Annotated in this window: 11 protein-coding genes; 9 read left to right on the top strand and 2 right to left on the bottom strand. The window is 46.7% G+C overall.

The window, feature by feature from the left end:
- From MH215_RS25845 to MH215_RS25830, 4 genes are all read left to right on the top strand, one after another.
- A partial coding sequence (locus MH215_RS25845) for a hypothetical protein (protein WP_239293883.1) occupies window positions 1-709 on the top strand: 709 nt, incomplete at its 5' end.
- A 164-nt stretch (window positions 710-873) separates the two neighbouring features.
- Window positions 874-1,608 (top strand): ABC transporter ATP-binding protein, encoded by a 735-nt coding sequence (locus MH215_RS25840; protein ID WP_239293882.1) that lies wholly within the window; start codon window positions 874-876, stop codon window positions 1,606-1,608.
- Window positions 1,609-1,636: 28 nt separating this feature from the next.
- Complete coding sequence (locus MH215_RS25835) at window positions 1,637-2,896, top strand: ABC transporter permease (protein ID WP_239293881.1); 1,260 nt, start codon at window positions 1,637-1,639, stop codon at window positions 2,894-2,896.
- A gap of 111 nt (window positions 2,897-3,007) precedes the next feature.
- Window positions 3,008-3,394, top strand: coding sequence for a hypothetical protein (locus MH215_RS25830; protein WP_239293880.1), 387 nt, complete (start codon window positions 3,008-3,010; stop codon window positions 3,392-3,394).
- A 264-nt stretch (window positions 3,395-3,658) separates the two neighbouring features.
- On the opposite strand, the gene MH215_RS25825 is transcribed toward MH215_RS25830, so the two are convergent.
- Window positions 3,659-4,927: a BaiN/RdsA family NAD(P)/FAD-dependent oxidoreductase gene (locus MH215_RS25825; protein ID WP_239293879.1), complete on the bottom strand. Its 1,269-nt coding sequence runs from the start codon at window positions 4,925-4,927 to the stop codon at window positions 3,659-3,661.
- A gap of 295 nt (window positions 4,928-5,222) precedes the next feature.
- On the opposite strand from MH215_RS25825, the gene MH215_RS25820 reads away from it, so the two are divergent.
- The 3 genes from MH215_RS25820 to nadE all read left to right on the top strand — a co-directional run bounded on the left by MH215_RS25820 (window position 5,223) and on the right by nadE (window position 8,518).
- Entirely contained in the window at window positions 5,223-6,917 is a 1,695-nt protein-coding gene (locus MH215_RS25820) for a two-component system sensor histidine kinase NtrB (RefSeq protein WP_239293878.1), read from the top strand.
- A 219-nt stretch (window positions 6,918-7,136) separates the two neighbouring features.
- On the top strand, window positions 7,137-7,571 hold the full coding sequence (locus tag MH215_RS25815; protein WP_056697197.1) for a BrxA/BrxB family bacilliredoxin: 435 nt from the start codon (window positions 7,137-7,139) through the stop codon (window positions 7,569-7,571).
- A 137-nt stretch (window positions 7,572-7,708) separates the two neighbouring features.
- The gene (gene nadE / locus MH215_RS25810) at window positions 7,709-8,518 is read left to right on the top strand and encodes an ammonia-dependent NAD(+) synthetase (RefSeq protein WP_145052263.1); all 810 of its coding nucleotides are present in this window, start codon (window positions 7,709-7,711) and stop codon (window positions 8,516-8,518) included.
- A gap of 199 nt (window positions 8,519-8,717) precedes the next feature.
- On the opposite strand, the gene MH215_RS25805 is transcribed toward nadE, so the two are convergent.
- Entirely contained in the window at window positions 8,718-9,539 is an 822-nt protein-coding gene (locus MH215_RS25805; protein ID WP_239293877.1) for an alpha/beta hydrolase family protein, read from the bottom strand.
- 327 nt (window positions 9,540-9,866) lie between these two features.
- On the opposite strand from MH215_RS25805, the gene acpS reads away from it, so the two are divergent.
- Window positions 9,867-10,262, top strand: coding sequence for a holo-ACP synthase (gene acpS, locus MH215_RS25800; protein ID WP_239293885.1), 396 nt, complete (start codon window positions 9,867-9,869; stop codon window positions 10,260-10,262).
- Between the two features lie 49 nt (window positions 10,263-10,311).
- A complete protein-coding gene (mutY, locus tag MH215_RS25795) occupies window positions 10,312-11,634 on the top strand; it encodes an A/G-specific adenine glycosylase (RefSeq protein WP_239293876.1) in 1,323 nt (440 codons plus the stop codon).
- Window positions 11,635-12,008: the final 374 nt, after the last annotated feature.

Here is a 12,008-nt window from a genome sequence, read left to right as displayed (position 1 = left end):
TGGTCTGAACGCTAACGCAGAAGGTGAGAGCGCAACGTGGGCTCAATCTGAACGCACCAACAGCGTGAAGGACCGTGAGGACAGCACGAACAGCAGCTATGCAAGCGAGAGCCGTGGTGCATTGGATCTCGGTCTGAACGCTAAAGCAGAAGGCGAGAGTGCAACATGGGCTCAATCTGAACGCAACAACAGCGTGAAAGACCATGAGCGCACGACGAACAGCAGCTACGCGAGTGAAAGCCGTGGTGCATTGGATCTCGGTCTGAACGCTAAAGCAGAAGGCGAGAGTGCAACATGGGCTCAATCTGAACGCACCAACAGCGTGAAAGACAGTGAGCGCACGACGAACAGCAGCTATGCAAGCGAAAGCCGTGGTGCACTGGATCTTGGTCTGAACGCTAACGCAGAAGGTGAGAGCGCAACGTGGGCTCAATCTGAACGCACCAACAGCGTGAAGGACCGTGAGGACAGCACGAACAGCAGCTATGCAAGCGAGAGCCGTGGTGCACTGGATCTCGGTCTGAACGCTAACGCAGAAGGTGAGAGCGAAACGTGGGCTCAATCTGAACGCAACAACAGCGTGAAAGACCATGAGCGCACGACGAACAGCAGCTATGCAAGCGAGAGCCGTGGTGCACTGGATCTTGGTCTGAACGCTAACGCAGAAGGTGAGAGCGCAACGATGACTGTGGTGGAGAACAATCGGTAATATGAGATTTTCACTTTAATAGGAAGAAGCAGGGGCTCCGGAACCCCTGCTTCTTTTTTTTATATGATGAAATGCTTAAAATGATCAAACATTTAGCTCCATAACTGAATTACAATAATAAGAAAGATACAGCCGAGCACCGAATTAGGATAGGAGTGAGTACTATGGAGACAGCAAATGAAAGCATGATATCTCTTCAAGAGTCTGTGTTGGACGTACATATTAGTGAAGCTGGTTATGAGGCGGGGCAGTCTACGATCCAAAACATCCATATTCATGTGTTACCAGGTGAGCTGGTGGGCATTATCGGCCCAAACGGAGCGGGTAAAAGTACCACGATTAAGACGATGTTAGGTCTACTTGAACATGCCAATTATGAGGTGAGGATTGGGGGAAAGGGGCGTTACGCGTATATTCCGGAACAGCCTGTTTTTTACGAGTATATGACGCTGTGGGAACATCTTGATCTGGCTGCTGCTGCATATGAAATGGAAGAGGATGTATTCATTACTAGAGCAGAAGAGCTGCTGGTTCGATTCGGCATGGATCATGTTCGAGATGATCTGCCCGCCAGCTTCTCCAAAGGCATGCGTCAGAAAATGATGCTGATGATCGGATTCCTCTCCTCCCCGGATGTATATATTGTAGACGAGCCCTTCATTGGTTTAGATCCGCGTGCGACGAAGGATTTCCTGAAGCTACTGGACGAGGAGCGCTTGCGGGGTGCAGGGGTTCTGATGTCGACACATGTGTTAGATACGGCGGAGCGGATATGTGATCGTTTTATCCTCATCCATGCAGGACACTCGGCTGCAGAAGGAACGCTAGATGAGATTCGGGCTGTTGCAGAGCTGCCTGAAGCATCGTTATTCGACTGTTTTGACATACTGACTTCCTGATAACAAGGATAGAGAGGAGCTGATAGAGGTGGAGGGAGCAGCCGAATCTAGGCAGTATACACCTTTAAGATTATATAGACGTAGGCATAAAGAGCATCTCAGAGAACAATGGAAGAACCTAAAGCTTGTGGTTGATTGGACCGTATGGTTATACCTGCTAATCCCGGGTGTGCTCTATCTAATCGGATGGTATGTCAGTCTGTGGAGTAAGCCGTTGCCACTCTGGGCTTCTAATACACCCCTGACTTTATTAACACTGATCATCGAAATCGTGATGTTGACGGGTGGTGTGCTTCTTTTTGTGGAAGAGGCTGATGTATTATTTCTAAAATCGCAGAAACGTTGGATGCAAACCCTAATGCGTCAGGGGATGTACCGAGCGTGTGCACTCAGTATAGGCAAAATGTTGATCGTAACTGCTCTAACTGCACCGTTATGGTACCGGGTATATGGCATGTCCATTTCTGAGATCCTGCTTCTATGCATCTGGTTCGGTACAGTTGCTTCGTTTCAAGCCATTGCATTACATATGATCAAAGTTCGTTATAACGGATGGCGACGCGGGATACGGATCATTCCTCTAGCGGTGGCAATGGGTATCATTTTTATCACAGTCACCTCATCCGTTCATGCGCAAATTGGTTCTCTATTCATCGCATTGGTATGCACAATCCTTCTGATCATTCTGCTCGGTCGTATCCGACTACAGATGCAAGGAACGTTTGAAGGGGATGTGCGTGAAGACTTGCGAGCGAAGGTGAAATTAACGGCTATCTTAATCAGCCAGGCGGTAAATAAACCGAAGTCTCCGCGTACCAAAACGATGATATTTCGTAAACCGCGCAAACTATTGCGAAGTCGTACCATTGCCAACCGTACTGCCGAAACGGCATACAAAGCCTTTTTTCGCGAATCATCGACATTAAAATTGTACTTTCAGATGGGCAGTCTATCGATTGCCGCAGTTGCTCTGCCTCCTTTTCCCGTGAATGTCATCGTGTGTGGGTTGTTGATTATTATGCTGACAGTCATGTTTTATCGTTCATGGGATCACTTTGCTACTTCGGATTATGTACAACTGGTCTCATATGATTCAGATGCATTGCATCGGGCAGGGTTGATGATGGTACGGATGCTCTTTGTGCCGATTGGCATTCTGATGGGTTTAGCGCTCGGGTTAACCTGGCTCGGATGGATGGCAAGTATACTTACCGCGGTGGGTGTCGTGGCAAGTGGGCTATTCGTTTTATCCGTGGCAGGGTGGATACGAATGACTCGCAGTAACTAAGTCTTCCCTTCCTTACAAAAACCGCATATCAGGCTGAATATCTGACCATGCTATAGGAGATATATCTCATTAGTGGAAGATAAGACAAGCCCAAACGTAAGGAGGAAAAAGATGATGATGAGTGATGGTGAAATTCAAGTGCAGTTCGCAGACCCTAATGCGTTGCTTGCAGCACAAGCAACATTGAATGAGCTTGGTTATAAGCCTTATCAATCTGGACCACTTGAGTTGTACATTCCTACGGATCGCCAAGATCCTCAGTCTGCCGTAGAAATTGTACAATCTCATGGCGGAAGCGCCGTATTTGCTTCTGCAACAGATGCTGCTAACGCATTTCAGGAATTCTCAATTCCAGCACATATGGTGAATGAGGATTGGAGTGAAGGGTACGCAACTGGATTACAGGAGAGTCCTTCTGGACAGACTCAGCATAACCGAGATGACGATCCTACATTTGATGATTCAGTAGATGGATTCTCAGGCAGTGTGAAGGCGTAAAACGGTCTCAAAATCTAAAAAAATGGACTGAGCGACGAAATAAAGCCTATGTGATTCTTTAGATCTCGAACCTGGGGAAATGGGAGCGAATAGCGTGATTCAGATTCATTAATTCAATATAACGCTAAAGGGGCTGTCACTCGTCATATTCATGACGTATGGCAGCCCCTGTGGGTTGTTTATTTTTACGTGTAGCTCATTCGTTCATTTCATTAGATAGATCCATGTTTTAAAGATCTTCAGCATCAATTTACTGTTAACTAGTTATACACGAGCGTGTTTGTATTCAGCCGCATGCATACCAGCCGTGTAGCCTGTAGAGAAGGCAGCAGTGATATTATAACCGCCGGTATAACCGTGAATGTCTAGAACCTCACCGCAAAAGAATAGCCCAGGCAGTAGCTTGGATTCCATCGTTTTAGGGTATATCTCCTTTAAGTGGACTCCGCCGCCCGTCACAAAGGCTTCTTTGAGCGAGCGAGTTCCATCTACACGGAAGGTAAAAGATTTCATTAGCCCGCATAGTGTACTAAGTGTACCTTTAGGAAAATGGTGATAGGTAAGGTCGTCGCTGATCTCAGCACGTCTCATCAGTAAAGGAATCATGCGTTCAGGAACCCATGCTTTCAAAATATTTTTGACGGCTTTGCGTGATTCTTGTTCCAGTACCTGTTGAACCTTATTTTCCAAAGCACCAGGAGATAGATCTGGGAATAGATCAATGCTCATCATGACTTGCGGATTCCCCGATTTCATCTGAACTTTACGAATGAATTGACTGCAACGCAGCGCAATAGGACCGGATACGCCAAAATGGGTGAAGATCATATCCCCTCGATGGGAAATGACAGACTTCCCTTTGGCATCGAGAACAGAGAGTCCTACGTCTCGTAGTGATAATCCCTGTAACTCTTTGGATTGAATCCAGCTCTCACCAGAGACGATAGGCACTTCTGTTGGATATAGCTCGGTGATCGTATGCCCAGCAGATTCAGCCCATGGATAACCGTCACCGGTTGATCCAGTTTGAGGTACAGACTTACCTCCAGTGGCGATAACGACAGACCGTCCAGGCACAATCTCCCCAGAAGCTAGCTTTACACCCTGAACTTGTTGACCATTATGAATAAGCTCTTTCACGGGTTCTTTGGTGCGAATTTTTACACCGAGGGAGACGATTTTACCTACTAATGCATCAACGACCGTTTTGGCTTTGTCTGTCACAGGAAACATTCTTCCATTGTCCTCTTCTTTGAGGGCAATTCCCAGATTCTCAAAAAAACGCATAATGCCCTGATTGTCCAAATTTTGAAAAGAACTATATAAAAAGCGCCCATTGCCGGGAATATGCCGGATCAATTCATCTGTTTCCTTCGCATTGGTCACATTGCAGCGACCCCCACCGGAGATACCCAGCTTGCGCCCCAGTTGGTCGCCTTTATCCAGCAGAATCACAGAAGCTCCATGCTCAGCAGCGGCAACAGAGGCCATGAGACCAGCAGAACCGCCACCGATTACGATTACATCATACATACAATAATTACCTTCTTTTTTTATTGATTTTGTACAACCCATTTGCCATCTATCTACAATGGAATTGCATACTGCCAGATATAGATTTAGATGACCTAGTTTATCTATATCTTGTGCCTAGAATGTTAAACATCGAATCATGCAGGATTATGCGTAAATGGTTCAATTTTTTGACCATTCATGGTGTATTTCAAGTTCTATTATGCAGTTTTAAGGGATATATTGTAATATACTGTCGCCTATGTTTTAATCAGAAATAATGAGGGAATGTACAGGCGAGGAGGGAGATGGCATAGTGGTTGCTTTGAAAGACATTCTTTTACAAATGCTGCTGGCAGGTGCAGCAGTATTCCTAATTCCCTTATTTCATCTTGGGCTCATCAAGCAAACGATGACCAAGCTCGAACGTACCGGAATGATGCAGATCGGTCTTGCAATTACCAGCGCTTTAAGCATGCTGCTCTGTTTGCTCTTTGCTCTACATGCCGATATTGGAAATATTCCAATCTCCTTAAGTATTGTACCTCTTACACTTGCCATATTATACTGCAAACCCGCAATTGGCTTGACGTTATCCATTCTTCATTTATTATACTACTGCCTCTTTGCGCATTCCTATAATCTGTATGAATTTCTAATTCAAACAGGTATTCTTCTCTATCCTATTGTATGGTTGTCAGCAGGACGATTCAAGCATTATACACGTACTCGCAAAATGACGATGGTCATCTCCATAACTGCAACAGGGCTAATTGTAGCCAGTTTACTGTGCATTCTGCTGATGGACAGCGATCCTTCGTTAACCCTTTTTCCAAGTATATTGATTACACTAGGTTATACGCTAGGCGCCATTATGGTAGCAGTCTGCAGCGTCCTTTGGATTGAACATATGAAGCATTACCGTGGTCTTGAGCAACACTTATCGGAAGTCCATCATCAGTACATATCGGAAACGGAACAACTTCATCAGATTCTCAACGCTGTGCCCTTATCCATTGCTACTGTAGATAAACAAGGAAATGTGAAATTCGTCAACGATACGATGGAACAGACCGCGAAGGAACAGCTCCCGTGTACAACAACGCCAGATCTAATTGGCCACCCAGCCAGTCAATTCGTAGAACAAGCTCAGGCTGACAAAATGGAGAAAAGCATTCACAAAGCACTTGTTCATGGTGAAGTCGATGGATTAACAGTACGTTACGGTTCCCATGTATTTCAATCAAGAACGGTGCCCATCTACGCATTCTCGACCGACCAGTCTAGAGAGGTCACTGGAGCGATGCTGATTATTCAGGATATTACTGAACTAGAGATGCTGCGAAGTGAGCTGGACAATGTAGACCGTTTGAGTTTAGTGGGACAGATGGCGGCGAGCATTACGCACGAAGTTCGAAATCCGATGGCGGTTGTACGTGGTTTCCTTCAATTAATGCAGGAGAAGAGTCCTGATACGCTGGATCACTATTACCGCATTGTGCTTGAGGAACTGGATCGGGCGAATAGCATTATTAATGACTTTCTGTCGCTTGCTCAAGATCGCATTGCCGAGAAAGAGGAATATCAGCTACATGATATCATCCATGAACTCAGTCCATTATTGTGGGCAGATGCGAACCTGAGAGGTCAGAGCATCGAGCTTATGTTAGCGCATAATGTACCGAAGTTACATTTGAATTCCAAAGAAATTAAGCAGGTTGTACTTAATCTGGCTCGCAATGGAATGGAAGCGATGTGTGAGAAGGGGGTATTAACCCTAGAAACACGTGTTGTGGATGATAAGGTAGAGCTCTGTGTACGGGATACGGGCTTAGGCATACCACAAGTCGCCCAGGAAAAGCTATTTGAACCTTTCTACACGACAAAAGCCAAAGGCACGGGGCTAGGGTTATCGATGTGTCTGAGTATTGTGGAACGGCATAATGGAACGATTACTGTTGAATCGGAAGAAGGCAAAGGAACGACCTTTAAAGTTGCATTTGAGCGATAAGATTGCAGCATATTTTGCCAAGAGAAGATACATACTACAGATGGAGCAAGCCTTCCCGCAGGTCGTGTCTGAACCTTGCTTTCATTGCATAGCGATGTATAATAGGAATAGCACATCATGGAAATCGTTTTTGTATTGACGGAGAACATGTGAATGTGATTCTATGGTCTTTAATTCTCTCGACAATAATAGAATAATCATTTTTAAGGAGTGAAACGAATGTCTATGTCATTTGATCAATACATGAAAGATATGGTTCAACCGATGCGGGATGAACTGACTCGCCTGGGTATTCAAGAACTGCGTACACCTGAGGAAGTCGAAGCAAGTCTGCCAGATGCTAAAGGTACAGCACTGGTCGTAATCAACTCGGTATGTGGATGTGCTGCAGGTCAGTGTCGTCCAGGAGTTGCTCAAGCATTGCAAAATGATCTTACACCAGATCACTTGTATACCGTATTTGCTGGACAAGATAAAGAAGCTACAGCTAAAGCTCGTGAGTTTTTTGCACCTTATCCACCGTCCTCCCCATCCATCGCACTGATGAAAGACGGAGAACTCGTTCACTTCATCGAGCGTCACCAAGTGGAAGATCGTTCCGCGGAGGAAATTGCTGCTGAGCTTACCAGCGTGTTTGATCGTTACTGCCGTTAATCAGCTCATAAAGCGCCCCGCCCTTCGGATGACCGATGCCGGGGCGTTTCATTTTGAGTAGATAAGGTTATTGAACCATTCGAACCTTTCAACTGGAACATCAAATTTCATTCTTTAGAAACGGGGTGTGATGAACGATGAGTTTGCAACAACAGATCATCGCTGAATTGAAGGTTAAACCAAGTATTAATTTGGAAGAGGAAGTACGCACACGTGTGGATTTCCTGAAAACGTATGTGAAAAATTCCGGTACCAAAGGATTGTTAATTGCAATTAGTGGCGGTATCGATAGTGCTGTAGCGGCAGCGCTTTGCAAAAAAGCAACGGACGAGCTGACAGCGGAGAATAATCAAGAGTACAAAACGCTAGGCGTATTCCAGCCTTACGGCGAACAACAGGATATCGCTGACAGCTACGCGGTAGCCAAAGCGTTTGACCTGAAACATGTGGTGGAAACCAATATCGAGGATGCGGTTAACGAGATCGCACTTGAGGTAGAGCAAGGCTTCAAATCCATGGGCAGCCCACGTCATATGACGCACCAAGGCAAAGGCAACGTAAAAGCAAGAACACGTATGGTCATGCAATATGCGCTTGCTTTTGAAGAGAGCTTACTTGTGGTGGGTACAGACCATGCTTCGGAAGCGATCACAGGCTTCTATACCAAATGGGGCGATGGAGCGGTGGATATTACACCACTTAGCACCTTGAACAAACGCCAAGTACGTCAACTCGCTGCGCATCTGGGTGTTCCACAAGAGATTCTGGATAAGGCACCATCCGCAGGATTATGGGAAGGCCAGACTGATGAGACGGAGCTGGGCATCTCTTACGAAGCGAACAGTGATTACCTGGAAGGCAAGCAGATTGATCCTGCTGCACAGGAGAAGCTTGAGGCGTTCTATACACGCACACATCACAAACGTAATGCCATCCCTGGCATCTAATAGAAGTTTGCGTTCATCATGATTAAAGTTTCAGTTACGCTCTAACGATAAGATTTGTTACGTTTCTTCATGATGTTAATCGTTAAGCTTGTTAATCTAAGCCAAATCAAAGAAGACTCTGTTTCCACCATATACGTGGTTACAGAGTCTTTTTGTGGTGTTTCTTCGTTTATAAAGATACAACTATCATGAAATTAGGTTACTTCGAATGATTCCATTGATCAATCTGCCGAAGAGTTTCGGATATTGCTTGTTCAAGCTGCGGCGTTGTTTCTTGGAATGGATGTACGGTGTTGAAGGTATGAGTTCCTCCCGGAATCTGTTGCCACGGAATATCCGGACGGGCTTGTACCAATGTGGATGAGCCACCACGAAGGCGTGCACTGTCTTCTGTCCCTTGAATGAGCGCGACGGGGAGTGTGGATTGCGTCAGACGTTCAATGATGTCATACCTTGACTTGTGTTGGTCGAGGTCATCCAGAATAGACACGTCCAGAGGCATCTGTTGTCCGGTTCTTCCGTTCGTAACGTAGCTACGGCCGTGAGTACGCATTTCTTCTTTTTGCTCAGCAGTGAATAAGTCTAGGTTGGTAACGCCGTTCCATGAGCATACACCTGCGATCTGTTCAGGGTGATCCAACGCGTAGACAAGACTCACCCCAGCACCGCGGCTGTGTCCAACCAGATATATAGGCAGGTTGCCAAGTTCAGGCTGCGTAGAGACATATTCAAGCATGAGGGCAAGATCGCTGAGTTCCTGGCTGTAGGTGTTTACGGCGAACTTCTCAAGCTCGGTAAATTGCTGCAAATCTTCCCCTACACCATTATGAGAGAAATTAAAGGTTAGGACATGATAGTTTTCACTTAATTGGGATGCAGCATAAGGGAACATGCCCCAGTCTTTGAAGCCTTTATATCCATGGACGACGATGATGACACCTTGAGCCGATTGACGGGCAAGAAACGTATTACCGCGAATAACGGAATTATCGCCCGTGGGTAGTTCAAACGCTGTAGACATGTAGCATTCCTCCTACGTATATTTCGTGACTTATCCTACACTGAACCATTCATTCGCCTAGCGATGTGGAACCGAATGGAACGCAAACGCATTTGTTCTCCAAATGCTCGTTGGTAATTATTTTAACATAAGGAATATAAACGGATATACTCGCATCTAGGTTCTCCTCCTGCTACAATAGAATACGTGTTCGGATGTACCTTATAGATGTAATTTTCGGATGGAGAGAGATTAGGCATCTGTTTATGGATTTCGATTGCAGTAGCGAAGCGAAGTGAATATTTGGGCAACCTTTTATTGTATAAATGATTAAGCGGGTGAATCTTGATGATCGTTGGAATCGGAAATGATGTGCTGGAAATTGCACGTATGCATAAGCTAATGTCTGGGCGACATGCCGAGTCATTCATGGATAGAATTCTGACCCCAGCGGAACGGGAAATTGCAAATCGGCGGGGGAAACGATTGATTGAATTTGTGTCAGGACGATTCGCTGCAAAAGAGGCAATATCCAAAGCATTCGGCTGTGGTATTGGCGGTACGATGAGCTTTACTGACATTGAAGTGTTGCCTGATGGCAAAGGAAAGCCGGTAACAACTTTATCTGCAGAGGCTTGGGAACGCCTTGGTCTGCCAGCAGAGGATCGATATATGATTCATCTGAGCATCACGCATCAGACAGAGCTCGCGGCGGCATTTGCCGTGGTTGAGCGCATGGATTAAGAGAAGTAGCGTGAGAAGAGTAGTAAGGGAATCAGGAGAGGACGGGAACATGGGTTTAATTGAACAAAAGCAACATTTCAGTGTAAATCTGCTGGACTGGTATATGATCAATAGACGGGATTTACCTTGGCGTCGCCACAACAATCCTTATTTTACGTGGGTATCCGAAATTATGCTTCAGCAGACACGGGTGGATACCGTGATTCCATATTTCAATCGGTTTATTGGCAATTTTCCGACGGTACAAGCCTTGGCTGAAGCACCCGAAGAAGATGTCCTTAAGAACTGGGAGGGTCTGGGCTATTATTCTCGTGCACGTAACCTACAGGCGGCGGCAAGGCAGGTTATGGAGCTGCACGGGGGAGAGATTCCCCAAGATAAACAGGCTGTGTTTGCGTTAAAAGGGGTTGGCCCCTACACGGCAGGGGCCATTCTTAGCATTGCCTTCAACCAACCGCAGCCTGCGGTGGATGGCAATGTTATGCGGGTACTGTCCCGATACTTCCTCATTGATGAGGACATCATGAAGGGCAGCACCCGTGTTCTTATGGAAGAGCTCGCAGGAGAGCTCATTCCAGAAGGGCGAGCGCGTGATTTCAACCAGGCGCTCATGGAGCTTGGCGCGCTGGTGTGTACACCCAAAGCGCCACACTGCCTAACTTGCCCAGTGATGGAGCAATGTTCAGGCCGCATTGCCGGCAGGGAGCTTACGCTGCCGGTCAAAACCAAGGCGAAGCCGCCGCGCCCTGAGCAGCGGCTGGTCGCCATTGTGGAAGGCCGCGGCGCACATCGCGGCCGTGTGCTTGTGCGCCAGCGCCCCGAGAGCGGCCTATTGGCTCGGATGTGGGAGCTGCCGCATGTACTAGCGGAGCCGCCTGCCAAAGCTGGCAAGAAGGCGGCGTCGCTGGCGGATGAGCCGGCGATGGCGCTGCTCGCCGGCAGTCTGTGGGCGGAGGGCTTCGCTGCCCGCCCAGAAGGGCTGGCTACTCATGCGGAGCATGTGTTCAGCCATATCGTTTGGCAACTGCAGGTGTACAAGTGCACCGAGCAGAGCCAGAGCAGTGAGCTTCCGCTGATTGCGGCGGAAGCGAGAGCCGCCTACGATGCACAGGCGGCAACCACGGATGCTGCTACCACAGCGCCTGTTGGACAATCAGCATCCACATTCTCAACATCAGATCAAGCGGAGCGGAAGCTGACAGATGATGTAGAGGTACTAGGAGATGCCCCGCAGATCCATATTGGTAAAGGCGATCAGCTCACGTATCGCTGGATAGGGCCTGAAGATATGGACAAGATGGCATTCCCGAATATCTTCTTGAAGCTGCTTAGCAGTTATTTTGCTGGCGTGTATGATGATATTAAAGAGTAATAAAGAGTGAATGGGGCTACACCTTACTCTTTGACGTAATAGATAAAGTGCAGAGCACATCCAAGCGGACGGAAACATTCATGTGCCCGAGAGAGGGGATTTTTCATACATGGATGGTGGAAGAGGCGGTCAGGTATGTACCGGTATGCACAGGAATGCACAGGTATTGTACAGGAAGAATAACAATGGCTTATTCCATATTCAAGGTTAACTGTCCGTTTGGATTGTGTAAGAGTTTAGTCGAGCAGGAGTGTAACGAAATAGTACTACCAAAAGTATTACCGAATGTACTACGGAAAGAACTCCCGAGAGTAATCTCAAAAGTATGAACAAAAGAACTACCAGGAGTACTACCAGAAGTACTACCAATAGTG

The organism is Paenibacillus sp. ACRSA, from assembly GCF_022346845.1.
Classification (GTDB): Bacteria; Bacillota; Bacilli; order Paenibacillales; family Paenibacillaceae; genus Paenibacillus.
The sequence above is the reverse complement of the archived record's forward strand: the minus strand, read 5'-3'. Positions and strand labels throughout refer to the sequence as shown.

Excerpts from the sequence above, each read along its gene's own strand:
- MH215_RS25840 (WP_239293882.1), top strand. The coding sequence starts at position 874 with ATGGAGACAGCAAATGAAAGCATGATATCTCTTCAAGAGTCTGTGTTG.
- MH215_RS25830 (WP_239293880.1), top strand. The coding sequence starts at position 3,008 with ATGATGATGAGTGATGGTGAAATTCAAGTGCAGTTCGCAGACCCTAAT.
- MH215_RS25825 (WP_239293879.1), bottom strand. The coding sequence starts at position 4,927 with ATGTATGATGTAATCGTAATCGGTGGCGGTTCTGCTGGTCTCATGGCC.
- MH215_RS25815 (WP_056697197.1), top strand. The coding sequence starts at position 7,137 with ATGTCTATGTCATTTGATCAATACATGAAAGATATGGTTCAACCGATG.
- nadE (WP_145052263.1), top strand. The coding sequence starts at position 7,709 with ATGAGTTTGCAACAACAGATCATCGCTGAATTGAAGGTTAAACCAAGT.
- MH215_RS25805 (WP_239293877.1), bottom strand. The coding sequence starts at position 9,539 with ATGTCTACAGCGTTTGAACTACCCACGGGCGATAATTCCGTTATTCGC.
- acpS (WP_239293885.1), top strand. The coding sequence starts at position 9,867 with ATGATCGTTGGAATCGGAAATGATGTGCTGGAAATTGCACGTATGCAT.
- mutY (WP_239293876.1), top strand. The coding sequence starts at position 10,312 with ATGGGTTTAATTGAACAAAAGCAACATTTCAGTGTAAATCTGCTGGAC.